The following is a 16,475-nucleotide window of genomic DNA, read 5'->3' on the forward strand; positions in this document are numbered from 1 at the left end:
CATTTTTTTAATCTTCTCTCGATCCGTCATCGGCCATTCTGACCATTTTAGGCGTAAAAGTAGCCACAACATCTACTAAATCTTGTTGCGCAGCCATTACTTCGTGAATATCTTTATATGCCATTGGCGCTTCATCCTTTCCACCACCAATTAATGTAATTCCAAAATCATTCAAATAATCGTTTATCTTATTTTGAGATAATGATTTAATCGCTTGTGTTCGGCTCATTTGTCGACCAGCTCCATGCGAAGCAGAATGAATCGAATTTTCTTCACCTTTTCCTCGAACCAAAAATCCTGGCGCAGTCATAGAACCTGGAATAATTCCCATTATATCTTTAGAAGCTGGCGTTGCACCTTTTCGATGAACAATGACTTCTTCGCCATTGTAAATTTCTTTCCAAGCAAAATTATGATGATTTTCTACTTTCGCTAAAACTTCAGCACCAATTGATTTTGCAATTTTTTGATGAATAATTTCGTGACAAGCTGAAGCATATTCACCCGCCAAATTCATCGCAATCCAATATTCTTGACCTTCGGCTGAATCTAAATCTAAATAAGCCAAATTCTGTGCTTTGTACGGAAGTTTACAAATTTCTTTTGCAATTTTTGTATAATGTCCAGCGATTGTAGCGCCAAAACCTCTCGATCCAGAGTGCGTTAGCAAAGCCAAATATGAACCTTTTTTGATGTTCAGTTTTTCATCATCTTCCTTGAAATCAATCAAACCAAATTCTACAAAATGATTTCCTCCACCAGAAGAACCCAATTGCGACCACGCTTTATCTTTTAAATTTTGAATAAATGAATTCGTCTCGAATTTTGCATCATCTAAAATCTGATGTTCAGCTTTGTATTGACCATGAAAACCATGTCCTGCACCAAATTTTGTATTTTTGATCAAAGTTTCTTTTAATGAATCGTGATGTTCAAAATAATGAGAAGCAGGTAAATCATAAATCGATAAAGCCATTCTACATCCAATATCAACGCCGACACCATAAGGAATAATCGCATTTTTGGTTGCTAAAACTCCGCCAATTGGTAATCCATAACCTTGATGCGCATCAGGCATAATTGCGCCAGCAACGGTAACAGGAAGTTTCATGGCGACTTTCATTTGTTCTAAAGCGCCGTCCTCAATTTTTTCCGCACCATAAATTTTGAAATCGGTTGGATTTTCATTCAATTCAATCAAGTTTTCATCTTGATTTGGTAAATGAATTCCATCGATAAAGCCTTTTGCAAGCGTTTTGAAAATTTTATCTTCTAAAAAATCTTGTGGCGAAGAAAAAACTTGCGCATATTTATCAAGCATTTCGGCTTTTGTGTAACCATTTCTTTTTTTGTTGATTTTTAAGGCAATTCCTAAAATTTCGTTTTCAGGATAACCCAAGGCAATCAAATCGTTTCCATTGATCGGTTTATTTTGTTGTTCAGTTGTTTTCATATAATTTAGTTAGAATATTATTTCGTAAACATTGTTTTTAGTTCATTTAACACATTCGATCCGCCAGAAATTGAGATTTCTCCCACTTTATCAGCAATTTTTTCGATGTATTCCATTTCTTTCAATTTCCATAACGTTTCGTTTTCTTCCATCAATTTCGCAGTGTTCAACAAGCTTCTTGTCGAAGCAGTTTCCTCACGACGCGTAATCGAATTGGCTTGAGCCGTTTTTTCGGCAATCAAAACGCGGTTCATAATTTCTCTTATTTCTCCTGGAAGAATAATGTCTTTCATACCTGCGTCAATCAATTTTAGACCAATTTCTTGGAATTGAGCTTGATATTTTTGAATGATATAATTCGTTACCGAATTTTTATCCGACATCAAATCATCAAAATTCATGTTTCCAATAAATTCTCTCAAACCTAATTGAATCGCTTGATAAATCATTTTTTCGAAATCTTTGTTCGATTGATAAGCGTTTAACAAATCAGTAATTTGATAATTTACCATAAAATTGATTCGCAATTGCGCTTTATCTTTTGTCAAAATTTCTTGTCCCGAAATTTCAATTGTTTGCGGACGCATATCAAAAGAAACCATCGAAATTTTTGTTTCGTTGTTGTAAAATTGGTATTCACCAGCTTTTAAAACCGAATCAAATTCATTGTCTTTGAATAAAATTCCTTCGAAATATGGCGCAACAGAAATGATACGAATAGCTCCAGCTTTTCTCAAAATATCAATTTCTCTTTTTGTTAAATTTTTAATTTCTTCAGTAGAATTCAACTCAAATTTTACAGCTTTTAATTGAGTTGAATTTTTCCAAATCATCACGTTTTTATTGTAAAATGAATTATAGATTTGATTGTTTTTACATATAATTAACACTTCATTGTGTAATACTTCGATAAAATCTACCATCGATTTCAAAGTTTCATTTTCTAAAAACATTGTGTGGTATTTTTCATCAATTATTTCGTTGATGTTTAATTTTTCGATGTTTTTATTGAATAAAATCCAATAGTTTCCTTTTGTGTAAACTTTTTCGATTTCGTTGTTTTTGATATAGATTCCAATTTCTTGGTTGTTAATTGCTAATTTTTTCATTTTATTATTTTTTTATAGGTTTTTACTATTTTATATTTCTCCTTTGTCGAAGAATCTTTTTCTTAAAATTTTAATTAAAAAAGCTAAATCATTTTCCTTTTTCAAAACGGAATTTGAAGTTTGAGCAGCTTATTTTGATTTCTTGTTTTAATCATTTCTTTCAAATCATTTTGACTTGATATTTTAGTTTAAACTTTAAATCAATCATCAACTAAAGTTTCAAATTCAGGTTTTAAACAAGTTTTTGATCTTATTTCCAATTCATTTCTATGAAATAAACTCTCTATTCGAAAAGAAAACTTTTTAGCTTTTTTGTTTCCAATGGTACCCTTTCGGGCGATAAAAACAGATTAAAAGTCTGATTTTAATGATTACTCTACCAACTGAGTTATTTCAGTTTCCTGAAAGTAGGAATCGAACCTACGACCCATCATTAATGATTGCTATACCGCTCAGCTATTTCAACCTCAGTTGAAAATGGGATTCGAACCCATGTGCATCATTGGGATTTTAATTATTCAGAATAGAAGTGATGAAACATTTTCTACTACAATGCTATACTGAAACATTTGTCAAGGAACAATTAAAATCGTTTGGTTGTTAAACCTTTGACAAAGTTGGAGTAGAAGTGTGCGAATGAATTGCGCAATAAAATATTTTTTCAAAATAATTTATAAACTATTATGAATAGAGGGTTTTGTATTGAAAATATTTTGAATAAAAGTTGAAATAAAAATTTCTACGCAAATAGATTGCGTACTTTGATTTGAAATTTGTAGTATTGAACAAAGAAATCAACCATGGCAACCAATAAAATTGCATTAATACGTTATCAAACGATCGATAAATGTCTTCAAAATCATTTTAGAAAATGGACATTAGAAGATTTGATAGAAAAAGTTTCGGAAGCATTGTATGAATATGAAGGAATAACTTCTGGTGTTTCGAAACGTACAATTCAGGGCGATATACAAGTGATGCGCAGTGATAAATTGGGTTATAATGCGCCAATTGTTGTTCGAGAAAAAAAGTTTTATGAATACGAAGATCGTGATTATTCGATTCATAATTCGCCTGTTTCGTCTGCTGATTTAGACAAAATGAAAGAAGTGATTTCGGTGATGAAACAATTGAATGGTTTTAATTATTTTGATGATATGAACGAGATTATTACGCGTCTCGAAAATAATTTATCCAAACAAACTCATCAACAACCAAATTATATTCAGTTTGAGGAAAATCCTTTATTAAAAGGTTTGGAGCATTTGAATCGGTTGTATCAAGCAATTGTGAAGAAGCAACCTTTGTTGATTTCGTATCAATCATTCAAGGCAAAAAATCAAGAGCCAAAACAACAAGTTTATTATCCGTATTTGTTGAAAGAATATCGTAATCGTTGGTTTTTATTGGCAAAATCGAGAAAAGATAAAAATTTGTATACGTTGGCTTTGGACAGAATAGTTGAATTTTATGAGTTGGCAAATGAACCTTTTGTGGATGAGCAAGAGATTAATTTTGATACGTATTACAACAATGCGATTGGTGTAACGAAAAGTGTGAAAGAAAGAGAGCAACGTGTTGTTTTTCGTGTGAATAAAAAATTGGCGCCTTATGTGGTGACAAAACCAATTCATGCGACGCAAAAAGTATTGGAAGTGACGGATGAAGGAACTTTATTTTCGATAGAAGTTGTACATAATTTTGAGTTGGAACGAGAGCTTTTAGGATTTGGAGAAGAAATAGAAGTTCTTGCGCCGAGATTAGTGAAAAAAAGAATTAAAACACGATTAGAAAAAGCATTAGAAAAATATAAAAAATAGAATTTCTTTCATACATTTAATTCATTAAAAACTACCTTAAATGATATGGAATAAAAAATTGATGACACTTTTGAGTGTTTTTTTATTAAGCTTTTCTACAAGTTTGTTTGCGCAGAAAACGAGTAATTCTGTGAAGAAATACATCTATTTAACTTTTGATGATGGACCTTTGAATGGAAGTGAAAATATTGATGAGGTTTTCAAAAATGAGAAGTTAAAAGTGACTGTTTTTCTTGTAGGAGAACATGTGGAGAAAAATAAAACAATGACGGATTATTTTAAATATTACGAAGATAACCCGTATATCGAAGAATGTAATCACAGTTGGACACATGCGAATGATCAGTACAAAAAGTTTTATAGTAACGAGCAAACGTCGGTTGCGGATATTTTGAAAAATCAATCGACCTTAAAATTACAAGATAAAATTGTTCGTTTACCCGGAAGAAACATGTGGAGATTGGATGGGAAATCGAAGAATGATGGAGCTTCAGGAGTGCAAACGGCTGATGGTTTAGCAAAGTTGGGTTATAAGGTTATTGGCTGGGATTTGGAATGGGCTCATCATGCAAAAGATGGAACGCCGGTGCAATCTGTTCAAGCGATTTATAAACAAATTGTTAATCAATTAGAATCGAATAAAACCTTTACAAAGAATAATATAGTTGTGTTGATTCATGATGAAATGTTTCAGAATAAATGGGAAGAGTCCGAATTGAAACAATTGGTTGATCTTCTTAGAAAACATTATAATTATATTTTTGAGCAAATAAAATTTTATCCTCAATAAACCTTTATAAAATACAAAAGCTGTCCAAATTGGACAGCTTTTTATATGTAATAATTTGTGTAAATTAGTCTCCCATCATTCCTCCAACTAAAGAATTGACAACCGCTAAAACAATACCAAATAATAATGCGTACCAGAATCCGTCAACATGGAAACTATCTCCCATAATTGCGCTTGCTAATAAGATAATAATTGCTGTAATCACAAAAGAAAATAATCCTAATGTTAAGATTGTTACAGGTAAACTAATAAAGTTTAAAACTGGTTTTACAATAGCGTTTAAAAGTCCAATAACAATTGCAACGATAATTGCAGAACCATACCCTTTTACAGATACTCCAGGTAAAATGTTAGCAAGTCCGAAAACAACTAATGCTGATACCAGAAGATTAATAATAAAGCCCATAATTTGTATTTTTTAGATTAATATTTCCAATTAAAATCAAAAGCTTTGCCAAATTGTTAAAAATTTTAATAAAAATAAAAAAAGCTCAGAAATTTCTGAGCTTTGATCTTATTGTATTGAGAAAATATTCTTTTTATAATTGTTCAAAAAGATATTTCATGTTCACTTCTTTGTCGATAATTTGAGCTAACTCATCAATATTAACACGTTTTTGTTCCATTGTATCACGGTAACGTAAAGTAACAGAATTGTCGTTTAACGAATCATGGTCAACAGTGATACAGAAAGGAGTTCCAATCGCATCCATACGACGATAGCGTTTCCCGATTGTATCTTTTTCTTCGTACATTACGTTGTAATCTAAACGTAATTTTTTCAAAATTTCTTTCGCTAATTCAGGTAAACCATCTTTTTTAACTAATGGTAAAACAGCCGCTTTAATTGGCGCTAATGCAGCTGGTAAAGACAATACTACACGTTCTGATCCATCTTCTAAAACTTCTTCTTTCAATGAATTTGAGAAAACTGCTAAGAACATACGATCCAAACCTACAGAAGTTTCTACCACGTAAGGTGTGTACGATTCGTTTGTTTCGTTATCGAAATATTGAATTTTTTTACCTGAATGTTGTTCGTGAGCTTTCAAATCGAAATCTGTACGAGAGTGAATTCCTTCTAATTCTTTGAATCCGAATGGGAATTTAAACTCAATATCAGCAGCAGCATTTGCATAGTGCGCTAACTTTTCGTGGTCGTGGAAACGGTAATTATCATTTCCTAAACCTAATGTTTGGTGCCAACGTAAACGTGTTTCTTTCCATTTTTCGTACCAATCTAACTCAGTTCCTGGTTTTACGAAAAATTGCATTTCCATTTGTTCAAACTCACGTTGACGGAAAATAAATTGACGTGCAACAATCTCATTACGGAAAGCTTTACCAATCTGAGCAATTCCGAAAGGTAATTTCATACGTCCAGATTTTTGTACGTTCAAGTAATTTAAGAAAATACCTTGAGCCGTTTCTGGGCGCAAATATAAATCCATTGCCTGATCAGCTGTTGCACCTAATTTTGTTCCGAACATCAAGTTGAATTGACGAACTTCTGTCCAGTTTTTAGAACCAGTTACAGGATCAGCAATTTCTAATTCTTCAATCAAAGCTTTTACATCATCTAAATCTTCGTTTTCCAAAGATTTTCCCATGCGCGCTAAAATTGTATTGATTTGATTTTGATATTCTACAACACGAGGATTTGTCGCAACAAATTGATCTTTATCAAAAGCATCACCGAAACGTTTTGCAGCTTTTGCAACTTCTTTCTCGATTTTACCTTCAATTTTTGCACAATGATCTTCAATTAAAACATCGGCACGGTAACGTTTTTTAGAATCTTTGTTATCAATCAAAGGATCATTAAACGCGTCAACGTGGCCCGAAGCTTTCCAAGTAGTAGGGTGCATAAAAATAGCAGAATCAATGCCGACAATATTTTCGTGCATTTGTACCATTGCTTTCCACCAATATTGTTTGATGTTATTTTTTAGCTCAGCTCCGTTTTGACCATAATCGTAAACGGCTGATAATCCATCATAAATCTCACTCGACTGAAAAATGAAACCATATTCTTTCGCATGAGAAACTACTTTCTTGAAAATATCTTCTGACATAATTAATTGTGTGTTCTTATTTAAAGTGCAATTTTAGTGATTTTTGATGACTATTGAGGTATATTTTGATAAAATCATAAAGCTTTAATCACTTAATAAAAAAATAAATCGATATTGTTAGGCTAATAAGAAAAATAATTATTTAACTAATTTATTAAAATCTTCTTGGTTTCCATTGAAAACATTCAAATCAACATAAGTATTTATCCCTTTTATGTGCGCTCTATTCGCAAATTGCCAAAAATCCCAATGTCTATTATCCTTAATAGTTGGTTTTTTATATATATCCCTAAACCATATCATATTTTCCTCAAATTGACCTATCAAATAATCATTATAAAATTCTTCAGTCACATAAAGAATAGGTTTTTTGTTGTAATGTGAATGAATAATATTTTCAAAAATCTTGATTTCAGAAATCAATTCATTTTTAGATATTACAAGTTTACAATTTCCACCATATTCCAAATCAATTACAGGTGGCAAATTATTTTGTTCAATAGGAACTGTTTCTATAAAATTATTAGCCTGCTCTTCACCTGTTTTGCAAAAAGTGAAAAAATGATATGCGCCAACAAAAAAACGATTTTTTTTAGCATTTTTCCAATTATAATCGAAACGTTTATCTTTAAAATCTCTTCCTTCTGTAGCTTTTATATATACAAAATGAATTTTAGTTTTGTCTATTTTTTCCCATTCAATTAAATTTTGATGATTAGAAACATCAATTCCTTGTATAGGGTATTTTTTAGATGATGGATAGTTAAATCTCAAAACTCCTGTATAAAATAAAATACCAATTAATAAGATTAATGAAAATGGTAAAAGTTTGATATATTTTTTTCTACTTAAATGCATGTCATTATAATAAAATATTTTATCTAAATTAATCATTTATATTTCAATCAAAAAAACATACTTTTAAATCATTAAAAAAATGATAACCTTATGAAAAAGTTTATTCTTCCTGTTCTATTATTAAGTTTTGTTACAAGTTGTAATTCTAATAATTCATCTAGTTCATCAACGGAAAATAAAGTTGAAAGTGAAGTGAAAGATTCGGTTAATGAATCAGATGTTAATTATAGTGTTGCGCTTGATTTTATGAATAATTATGTTGATTATATTATGGATACAATTGGTAAAATAAATCAAGATGAGTATATCAAGCAAAATGAATTGTTGACGCAAAGTTTTAAAGATCGATACAAATTTGTGCAAGATTCTGCTTTTAAAGTTGAGCCAGAAGTTGGTCTAGGATTTGATCCGATTGTCGATGGACAAGATTTTCCTGATAAAGGATTTAAAATAAAATCGATTGATAAAGCAACAGGTTTAGTGACTTTGCAAGGAATAGATTGGCAAGATTTTGAAGTCGTTTTGAAAGTTGTTAACGAAAACGATAAATCGTTGGTAAATGGTTCTGGAATTATTAATATTCCGATGAACAAGCAACCGAAAAGATGATTTAGTAAAACTGAAAATTCTATAATAAACTTGGAAAAAGATATAAATTTCAGTTTATTTTGATTTGAATTTTTTGTTTATTTTTGTCCAACATGAAAATGCAACAGTACATAAAGTATGTTTTGTCGGTGGTTTTGATTTTTTCAAATCTTAGCTACGCATTTTCTATGCACTTTTGTCAAGGAGTGATGGAGCAAGTGAAGTTGAATCATTTGGATAATAATTCGCGCGAAATGGAAATTTCTACTTCGTGTTGTCCTTCAAAAACAGAAAAAAAGCATTGCGAATTACCAGAAAACAATAACTCTAAAAAAGACGATTGTTGCAAGGATATTTCGTATTCGGATAAGTTTGTAGAAAAGCAAACTGTCAAAATACAGAAACTTGTTCCGATTAGTTTTATAGCTTCTGAAATTCTTCAAATTAGAATTCCTATTCAAGATGAAGAGGTGAGCAATCAATCAAATTTCCTTGGTTTTTATGTTGCGTCAAATGCACCGCCAAATTATATACTCAATTCTCAATTAACATTTTACGAAGGATAATATCCGTTGTTTTTGATTAAATCAATCAGAAAACAATACGCTATTATCTGAATATTAAAGTATTTGATGAAAATCTAATCAACAAGTACAAAATAATAAATAGGCATTGAGCCTTAAATCGTAAAAATGAAAAAAATATTCACTTCAGTATTTATACTAAGTGCTGCGTTATCTTACGCGCAATCTACATTAAAGGGAAAAATTACAGATCAAAATCAACAACCAATCGTTGGAGCAGAAGTGTTTTGGCGATCGTCAGATATTTCTGTTATCACAGATGAAAAGGGAAATTTTGAGATCGAAAATTATCAACCAACCTCAATTTTAGGTGTTTTTTATGACAATGAAACGACAACTTTTAAGGAATTAAAAGACGAATTTCAGAATATCACGATCAATGTAAAAGATCATTTTGGTGATACTTCGTTGAATGAAGTTGTGGTTCGTGATACAAGTAGTTCGCTTAAAAAATCGAAGTTTGCAACCAATATGACGACAATGACAGGAAAGGAATTGTTGAAAGCGGCATGTTGTAATTTAGCTGAATCTTTTGAAACAAATCCTTCTATTGATGTCAATTTTTCGGATGCTGTAACGGGAAATAAGCAAATTAAAATGTTAGGTTTAACTTCTCCTTATATTTTGATTGCAGAAGAAAATATACCAAATGTTCGTGGAGCTTCGCAAGCTTTTGGGCTTAGTTTTACGCCAGGAACTTGGGTAGAAAGTATTCAGGTGACGAAAGGTGCAGGAACAGTGATTAATGGTTATGAAAGTATTTCTGGGCAGATTAATACAGAATTAATTAAACCTTCAAATGATATTCCGTTGTTTGTGAATCTTTATGGTTCGACAGATTCGCGCTTCGAAGGAAATGTGCATTTGAACAAAAAATTGAATGATAAATGGAGTACTTCTTTGTTTATGCATGGAAATGCACGCGTTGCAAAAAATGATATGAACGATGATGGATTTTTGGATAATCCGCTTGGACATCAAATTAATGTGATGAATCGTTGGCAATATCAAAACTTAGAAAAAGGTTGGGTTGGATTTTTATCTGCACGATATTTGAATGATACAAAACAAGCAGGACAAGTTGATTTTGATAAAGATCGCGACAAATTAACAACAAATTATTGGGGATCAGAAATCAATACAAATCGTGTGGATGTTTCGTCAAAAATTGGGTATGTTTTTCCAGAAATGCCTTATCAAAGTATGGGATTGCAAACGGCGTTTAGTTATCATAAACAAGATTCTTACTTCGGATTGAATCAATATGATATTGAGCAACAAAGTTTTTATTCCAACTATATTTTCAGTTCGATTATTAGCAATACAAAAAATAAATTTTCTACAGGAGCGAGTTTTACGTACGATAAATTCAAGGAATTTGTAGCGCTTCCGACTGATGTAAATTATGATCGAATTGATAATTCTGCAGGAGCATTTTTCGAATATACATTTGATAATATGAAGAATTTCAATATGATTGCTGGGCTTCGTGGAGATTATAATAATCGAATGGGATTTTTCTTAACACCTCGTTTGCATACGCGTTATACACCTGTAAAAGGAACAACAATAAAAGCGTCGGTTGGTCGTGGAAAACGAATCAATAATATATTTGCAGAAAATCAGAATTTATTTGCATCTTCAAGACAATTTAATATTTTGGGCGATAGAAATGGAAAAATATATGGTCTAGATCCAGAAATTGCATGGAATTATGGATTTAGTGTGACGCAAGAGTTTAAATTATTTGGAAAAAATGCAGATGTAACAGCAGATTTTTATCGAACAGATTTTCAAAATCAAATTGTAACTGATATCGATTATTCGGCTCGTCAAGTAAGATTTTATAATTTAGAAGGAGATTCGTATGCAAATTCGTTCCAATTTGATTTTAATTATAATCCATTTACGCATTTCAAAATTAGAGCATCGTACAAATATTATGATATAGCAACTGATTATGAAGACGGAAAATTAGAGCGTCCATTACAAGCGAAACATCGTTTCTTTACCAATCTTGAATATGAAACACATGAAAAGAATGGTAAGAATTGGCGTTTTGATGCGACATACAATTGGATTGGAAAACAGCGTTTGCCAAATACATCAGATAATTTACCAGAAAATCAATTGAATGATTATTCGAATCCATTTGGAACAATTAATTTCCAGATTACACGTGTTTTCTCAAAACGTTTTGAAGTATATGTTGGAGGAGAAAATGTAACGAATTATCAACAACATCGCGTAATTTTAGGAGCAGATAATCCTTTTGGTTCAAATTTCGATAGCTCGATAGTTTATGCGCCAATTTTTGGACAAATGTATTATGCTGGATTAAGATTTAGTTTAAAATAAAATCATAAAAATAATAAAACAATGAAAAAATTATTAGCCTTTGCTTTGGTTGCGACTTTAGGAATTAGCGCACAAGCACAAAATAAAAATGCAAAACACGATTTACACGTCAAAGGAAATTGTGGGCAATGTAAAGATCGAATAGAGAAAGCGGCTTATGGTGTAAAAGGCGTAAAATCTGCTGAATGGGATAGTAATACGCAAAATTTACATATCATATTGAATGAGAAAAAGAGTAAAGTTGATGATGTAGAAAACGCTGTAGTAGCGGTTGGACACGATACTGATAATAAACGTGCAGAAGAAAAAGTGTACGGAAATTTACCTTCTTGTTGTTCGTATGATCGTGAAGGTTCAGTTGGTGAAGCTAACACACATAGTCACTAAAATAAAATTATTAAACAAAAAAGGGATTTCTAATTGAAATCCCTTTTTTGTTTATAAGATGTTAATATTTTAAAAATAAAAATTCAATTTTTAACTTTTAGTTAACATTAACATTCTATCTTTGTTGTCTTTCCTTTTTTGGAAAGGAGCAAATAAATTAATTGAAGTGAAAATAGGTCAAATTGTAGAGATTCCAAAAAATTCTTCTATTTATAATAAAGAAAAACCATCTTTTCGATCAAAAGAAGAAGAACTTTCATGGAAGGTAAGCCAAAGAAATTATTCTTTGTTTGATGGTTTTATTGTAGGAGAACATACTGGAATAGAAAAATTTGAAATAGGACAACGAAAAGGTTTAAATGTTAGCGGAAAAGAATTTCCGGTTTATGTGATTGGAATTGATGAACGCGAAAACAGAATTTTTGTAGGACAAGGAAAAAATCATCCAGGTCTTTTTATGGACGTACTCTATTTTGAAGAACAAAATTTAAGTTGGTTAGAAAAACCATTTTTAATAGATGATATAGAAGTGAATGTTACGTCTATACATTTGAAAGAAGAAATAAATGCGAGGTTTTATCAATTTGGAAAAATCTATTTTTTGGAGTTTGAAAAACAAATTCCTTTGATAATGAAAAATTACACATTAAGGCTTTCTTATGAAAACAAGGAAGTTATACTATTAAATAAATAATTGTTATAAAAATGAAATTGAAATTTACTTTTTTATCATTTGCTTTAGCATTATTCGCACAAGCTCAAAAAGCACCTGCGTATTACTCGAGCATTAATTTTAGTAAAACGAAGAATGAGTTGAAAAATGATTTTGCTAAATTAATTACTGACACTCACAAGCAAAATGTTTCTTATTCAGAAGGTTTGAAAAATCTATTTCAAACTAGTGATGCCGATCCTCAAAATCCATCTAATTTATTGTTGATTTATGGATCTCAAAGTTCAGGTACGCATCAAAGAAGTCGTGCTTTTTCAGGATCTTGGAATAGAGAGCATGTTTATGCAAAATCTAAAGGAACGCCAAATTTAGGAACTTCTGGACCTGGATCAGACGGACATCATTTACGTCCTGCTGATGTCACATTGAATAGTACTCGTGGAAGTTTGCTTTTTGATGATGGAGTAGGAGCAATGGCAATGAAAACGAGCCGTGGTGGTTGGTATCCAGGTGATGAATGGAAAGGAGATGTTGCGAGAATTTTAATGTATATGTATGTACGTTATGACAAACGAACTTTACCTCTTAACATTACCTTTGGACCAAGTACGTATTCGTCAGATTTCCCTGATATTCTTTTGAAATGGAATGTAGAAGATCCTGTTTCACAATTTGAAATTCAAAGAAATAACGTTGTAGCGAATGTTCAAGGAAATAGAAATCCATTTATCGATAATCCATATTTAGCAACTGTTATTTGGGGAGGTCCTAAAGCGCAAAATAATTGGCCAGAATCTTTTGGTGAAGGAGGAGGTTCTGAAGAAGATACTGAAAAACCTACTGCGCCAACAAATTTAGCTTCAACAACGATTACGTCATCAAGTGTGTCGTTAACTTGGACAGCTTCTACAGATAATGTAGGTGTTAATAGATATGATATTTATGTAGATAACACTTATAATACGACTGTTTATAGTAATAACGGAACAGTTTCTGGATTAAATCCTTCGACAACTTATTCTTTTTATGTTGTTGCAAAAGATGCGGCTGGAAATAAATCGGATAATAGTACTGCAATTCAAGTAACAACAAAAGAATCTAATACAGGAGGAGGTTCAGGAGAAGGAACAAGCTGTGGAACAGAGGATTTTGAAAATATTCCATCTACAGGAAGTACGCCTCCAGCATCATCTTATACAGATAGAACTTGGTCGAATAGAGGAATTGTGTGGACTGCAACAAATGCAAGAACAGACAAGCAAATTTATATCGATGGAGATAGTAATAAAGCAATTTGTATTAGAAAAGGAAATTTAAAATCATCTACAATTTCTGGAGGAATAGGTTCTTTATCAGTAAAAACATATCTTCCTTTTGCAGATTCTGATGGATTTTATACATTAAAAATTAATGGAGAAGTAAAAGGACAAATACCTTATTCTAAAACAGCTAAAACAACAAAAATTGATAATATTAATGTTGAAGGAGATGTTGTAATTGAGTTGATTGATGAAACTTCAAATAACCGTGTTTCTTTTGATAATTTATCATGGACTTGTTACGAAAAATTAGCAACAGATGAGGTTAAAAAGCAAAATAATAAATTAGTTATTTATCCTAATCCAGTTAAAAATCATGAGTTTGTTGTCAATGGAATTGAAAATAAAGAAACAATTCAAATTTTTACTATCAATGGACAATTGGTTCAAACGATTCAAAATGTAACAAATAATTCTAAAGTTAGATTAAATAAATTACCTAAAGGAGTTTATATCGTTAAAACGAAAAATCAATCTAATAAAATTATTGTTGATTAATAAGTATCTTAATGATAAATAAAAAAATCCATCTCATTTGAGATGGATTTTTTTTGATATATATTTTTCAATTACTGAAACATATCTTTCACACGTTCAAAGAATGATTTTTCATTTTTAGAAGGTTCTGGTGAGAAATGATCATCGTCTCTCATTTTTTCAAAATACGCTTCTTGGTCTTTTGATAAATGAGTTGGTGTCCAAATGTTAACATGAACAAATAAATCACCTTTTCCGTAACCATTCAAATCTGGTAAACCTTGACCTTTTAAACGTAATACTTTTCCTGATTGAGTTCCTTTGTCAACTTTAATTTTTACTTTTCCATTAACAGTCGGAATTTCTTTTGAAGCACCTAAAACAGCATCTGGAATAGAAACATACAAATCAAAATGTAAGTTGTTTCCATCACGTTTCAATGTTTCGTGTTCTTCTTCTTCAATCAAAACAAGTAAGTCACCAGGAATACCATCAAAAGGCGCATCATTACCTTTTCCACGAACTTGCAATTGAATTCCTTCTCTTGCTCCAGCTGGAATTTTAAGGTCGATTGTTTCCTCAACTTTGATTAATCCTTGATTATTTGCTCCCGAAGGAATTTTATCTGCAACTTTTCCTACTCCTTGACAAGTTCCACAAGTTGTAGCAGTTTGCATTTGCCCTAAAAATGTATTGGTAACACGAACTTGTTGTCCAGAACCTCCACAAGATGGACATGTTTTAGATGTAACGCCATCTGCTTGTTTGAAACGTTTAACTTTTACTTTCTTTTCGCAACCGTTCACCATTTCTTCTAAGTTCAATTTTACGCGAATACGCAAATCAGAACCTTTCATTCGACGTGGACCACGAGATTGACCTCCAAATCCGCCACCGAATCCTCCGCCTCCAAAGATATCGCCGAAATGAGAGAAAATATCCTCCATATTCATTCCGCCGCCACCGCCGAATCCTCCGCCAGCAGCTCCGCCCATTCCTGCATGTCCGAATTGGTCGTAACGTGCACGTTTGTTGTCGTCGCTTAAAACTTCGTAAGCTTCTGCAGCTTCTTTAAATTTATCTTCTGCCTCTTTGTCACCAGGATTTTTGTCAGGGTGATACTTGATGGCAAGTTTACGATAAGCTTTCTTGATATGCTCTGATGTTGCAGATTTTTCGACCTGCAATATTTCGTAATAATCTCTTTTTGATGACATTTTCTTAATCTAAATTATAATCCAACAACAACTTTCGCGTAGCGAACCACTACATCATTTAATAAATATCCCGTTTCTACAACGTCTACAATTTTACCTTTCAAATCCTCTGTTGGAGCAGGAATTTGAGTAATTGCTTCGTGTAAATCTGTGTTGAAATCGTCTCCAGGTTTTACTTCCATTTCTTTCAAACCTTTTGCACGTAAAGTTTCTACTAATTTATTATTGATCAATTCAACTCCTTGAAGTAAGTTGTCGTCTCCAGATTTTTCAATTTGATTGATTGCGCGTCCAAAATCATCTAAAACAGGCAATAATGAAGTGATTACTTCTTTATTTGCTGTCTTGAAAATATCCATGCGTTCGCGAGAAGTACGTTTTTTGAAGTTGTCAAACTCAGCAAATAAACGTAAATATTGGTCTTTTTCTTTTGCTAATTGTTCCTTAACAATTTCTAATTCTGACTTTCCAGCAGTTTCTTCTTGCGGTTGTTCTACAGTGTTATCACTTTCTTGAACGTTTTCTTGAAGATTCTCGTTCTCTAATTCTTCGTGTATATTTTGGTCAGACATATTCTTATTAGTTTTTTTGTTTCTGATTGAATCAAATAGTTTGCCAATGCCCATTATGTGTCGTTTTGTCAGATTTTAAATAAAAAAGAAGCACTTCTGTCGCGAGAAGTGCTTCGGTAAATGTATAAAGTTTTTTTGATTTTAGTTTTGAAAGATAACATTAATAGTTTAACAACTATCTTTTTTATGTTTCTA

Annotated in this window: 15 protein-coding genes; 8 read left to right on the plus strand and 7 right to left on the minus strand. The window is 31.6% G+C overall.

What is annotated here, in order from left to right; genetic code table 11:
• Nucleotides 1-7 precede the first annotated feature (7 nt).
• Nucleotides 8-1,453: an RtcB family protein gene (locus N5D90_RS14155; protein ID WP_280062936.1), complete on the minus strand. Its 1,446-nt coding sequence runs from the start codon at nucleotides 1,451-1,453 to the stop codon at nucleotides 8-10.
• Between the two features lie 17 nt (nucleotides 1,454-1,470).
• Nucleotides 1,471-2,562 carry a slipin family protein gene (locus tag N5D90_RS14160; RefSeq protein WP_180906204.1) on the minus strand — a complete coding sequence of 364 codons (1,092 nt, stop codon included), beginning with the start codon at nucleotides 2,560-2,562 and terminating at the stop codon, nucleotides 1,471-1,473.
• Between the two features lie 800 nt (nucleotides 2,563-3,362).
• Here N5D90_RS14160 and N5D90_RS14165 point away from each other — a divergent pair.
• Nucleotides 3,363-4,382, plus strand: coding sequence for a YafY family protein (locus tag N5D90_RS14165; protein ID WP_180906205.1), 1,020 nt, complete (start codon nucleotides 3,363-3,365; stop codon nucleotides 4,380-4,382).
• Between the two features lie 40 nt (nucleotides 4,383-4,422).
• The gene (locus N5D90_RS14170; RefSeq protein ID WP_180906206.1) at nucleotides 4,423-5,172 is read left to right on the plus strand and encodes a polysaccharide deacetylase family protein; all 750 of its coding nucleotides are present in this window, start codon (nucleotides 4,423-4,425) and stop codon (nucleotides 5,170-5,172) included.
• A gap of 64 nt (nucleotides 5,173-5,236) precedes the next feature.
• Here N5D90_RS14170 and N5D90_RS14175 read toward each other — a convergent pair whose 3' ends face one another.
• The 3 genes from N5D90_RS14175 to N5D90_RS14185 form a co-directional block, all read right to left on the minus strand.
• A complete protein-coding gene (locus N5D90_RS14175) occupies nucleotides 5,237-5,578 on the minus strand; it encodes a phage holin family protein (RefSeq protein WP_180906207.1) in 342 nt (113 codons plus the stop codon).
• A gap of 133 nt (nucleotides 5,579-5,711) precedes the next feature.
• The gene (locus N5D90_RS14180) at nucleotides 5,712-7,247 is read right to left on the minus strand and encodes a glycine--tRNA ligase (protein ID WP_135836741.1); all 1,536 of its coding nucleotides are present in this window, start codon (nucleotides 7,245-7,247) and stop codon (nucleotides 5,712-5,714) included.
• Between the two features lie 138 nt (nucleotides 7,248-7,385).
• The gene (locus N5D90_RS14185; protein ID WP_280045982.1) at nucleotides 7,386-8,141 is read right to left on the minus strand and encodes a GH25 family lysozyme; all 756 of its coding nucleotides are present in this window, start codon (nucleotides 8,139-8,141) and stop codon (nucleotides 7,386-7,388) included.
• 54 nt (nucleotides 8,142-8,195) lie between these two features.
• On the opposite strand from N5D90_RS14185, the gene N5D90_RS14190 reads away from it, so the two are divergent.
• The 6 genes from N5D90_RS14190 (at nucleotide 8,196) to N5D90_RS14215 (ending at nucleotide 14,512) form a co-directional block, all read left to right on the plus strand.
• Nucleotides 8,196-8,714: a hypothetical protein gene (locus N5D90_RS14190; RefSeq protein ID WP_280045980.1), complete on the plus strand. Its 519-nt coding sequence runs from the start codon at nucleotides 8,196-8,198 to the stop codon at nucleotides 8,712-8,714.
• 98 nt (nucleotides 8,715-8,812) lie between these two features.
• Nucleotides 8,813-9,259 (plus strand): HYC_CC_PP family protein, encoded by a 447-nt coding sequence (locus N5D90_RS14195; protein ID WP_280062938.1) that lies wholly within the window; start codon nucleotides 8,813-8,815, stop codon nucleotides 9,257-9,259.
• Between the two features lie 126 nt (nucleotides 9,260-9,385).
• A complete protein-coding gene (locus N5D90_RS14200; RefSeq protein ID WP_280062939.1) occupies nucleotides 9,386-11,635 on the plus strand; it encodes a TonB-dependent receptor domain-containing protein in 2,250 nt (749 codons plus the stop codon).
• A gap of 21 nt (nucleotides 11,636-11,656) precedes the next feature.
• Entirely contained in the window at nucleotides 11,657-12,022 is a 366-nt protein-coding gene (locus N5D90_RS14205; protein ID WP_280062940.1) for a heavy-metal-associated domain-containing protein, read from the plus strand.
• A 124-nt stretch (nucleotides 12,023-12,146) separates the two neighbouring features.
• Nucleotides 12,147-12,716, plus strand: a complete 570-nt coding sequence (locus N5D90_RS14210; RefSeq protein ID WP_280062941.1) for a tRNA methyl transferase PRC-barrel domain-containing protein — start codon at nucleotides 12,147-12,149, stop codon at nucleotides 12,714-12,716.
• A gap of 11 nt (nucleotides 12,717-12,727) precedes the next feature.
• A complete protein-coding gene (locus tag N5D90_RS14215) occupies nucleotides 12,728-14,512 on the plus strand; it encodes an endonuclease (protein WP_280062942.1) in 1,785 nt (594 codons plus the stop codon).
• A gap of 71 nt (nucleotides 14,513-14,583) precedes the next feature.
• Here N5D90_RS14215 and dnaJ read toward each other — a convergent pair whose 3' ends face one another.
• Nucleotides 14,584-15,708, minus strand: a complete 1,125-nt coding sequence (gene dnaJ, locus N5D90_RS14220) for a molecular chaperone DnaJ (RefSeq protein ID WP_280062944.1) — start codon at nucleotides 15,706-15,708, stop codon at nucleotides 14,584-14,586.
• Between the two features lie 14 nt (nucleotides 15,709-15,722).
• Entirely contained in the window at nucleotides 15,723-16,280 is a 558-nt protein-coding gene (locus N5D90_RS14225; RefSeq protein ID WP_038335626.1) for a nucleotide exchange factor GrpE, read from the minus strand.
• Nucleotides 16,281-16,475: the final 195 nt, after the last annotated feature.

The organism is Empedobacter sp. GD03797, from assembly GCF_029842105.1.
In the GTDB taxonomy this organism is placed as follows: Bacteria; Bacteroidota; Bacteroidia; order Flavobacteriales; family Weeksellaceae; genus Empedobacter; species Empedobacter falsenii_C.

What these genes read in the sequence shown, in the direction of transcription:
- N5D90_RS14155 (WP_280062936.1), bottom strand. Translation starts at nt 1,453, where the DNA reads ATGAAAACAACTGAACAACAAAATAAACCGATCAATGGAAACGATTTG.
- N5D90_RS14160 (WP_180906204.1), bottom strand. Translation starts at nt 2,562, where the DNA reads ATGAAAAAATTAGCAATTAACAACCAAGAAATTGGAATCTATATCAAA.
- N5D90_RS14165 (WP_180906205.1), top strand. Translation starts at nt 3,363, where the DNA reads ATGGCAACCAATAAAATTGCATTAATACGTTATCAAACGATCGATAAA.
- N5D90_RS14170 (WP_180906206.1), top strand. Translation starts at nt 4,423, where the DNA reads ATGATATGGAATAAAAAATTGATGACACTTTTGAGTGTTTTTTTATTA.
- N5D90_RS14175 (WP_180906207.1), bottom strand. Translation starts at nt 5,578, where the DNA reads ATGGGCTTTATTATTAATCTTCTGGTATCAGCATTAGTTGTTTTCGGA.
- N5D90_RS14180 (WP_135836741.1), bottom strand. Translation starts at nt 7,247, where the DNA reads ATGTCAGAAGATATTTTCAAGAAAGTAGTTTCTCATGCGAAAGAATAT.
- N5D90_RS14185 (WP_280045982.1), bottom strand. Translation starts at nt 8,141, where the DNA reads ATGATTAATTTAGATAAAATATTTTATTATAATGACATGCATTTAAGT.
- N5D90_RS14190 (WP_280045980.1), top strand. Translation starts at nt 8,196, where the DNA reads ATGAAAAAGTTTATTCTTCCTGTTCTATTATTAAGTTTTGTTACAAGT.
- N5D90_RS14195 (WP_280062938.1), top strand. Translation starts at nt 8,813, where the DNA reads ATGCAACAGTACATAAAGTATGTTTTGTCGGTGGTTTTGATTTTTTCA.
- N5D90_RS14200 (WP_280062939.1), top strand. Translation starts at nt 9,386, where the DNA reads ATGAAAAAAATATTCACTTCAGTATTTATACTAAGTGCTGCGTTATCT.
- N5D90_RS14205 (WP_280062940.1), top strand. Translation starts at nt 11,657, where the DNA reads ATGAAAAAATTATTAGCCTTTGCTTTGGTTGCGACTTTAGGAATTAGC.
- N5D90_RS14215 (WP_280062942.1), top strand. Translation starts at nt 12,728, where the DNA reads ATGAAATTGAAATTTACTTTTTTATCATTTGCTTTAGCATTATTCGCA.
- dnaJ (WP_280062944.1), bottom strand. Translation starts at nt 15,708, where the DNA reads ATGTCATCAAAAAGAGATTATTACGAAATATTGCAGGTCGAAAAATCT.
- N5D90_RS14225 (WP_038335626.1), bottom strand. Translation starts at nt 16,280, where the DNA reads ATGTCTGACCAAAATATACACGAAGAATTAGAGAACGAGAATCTTCAA.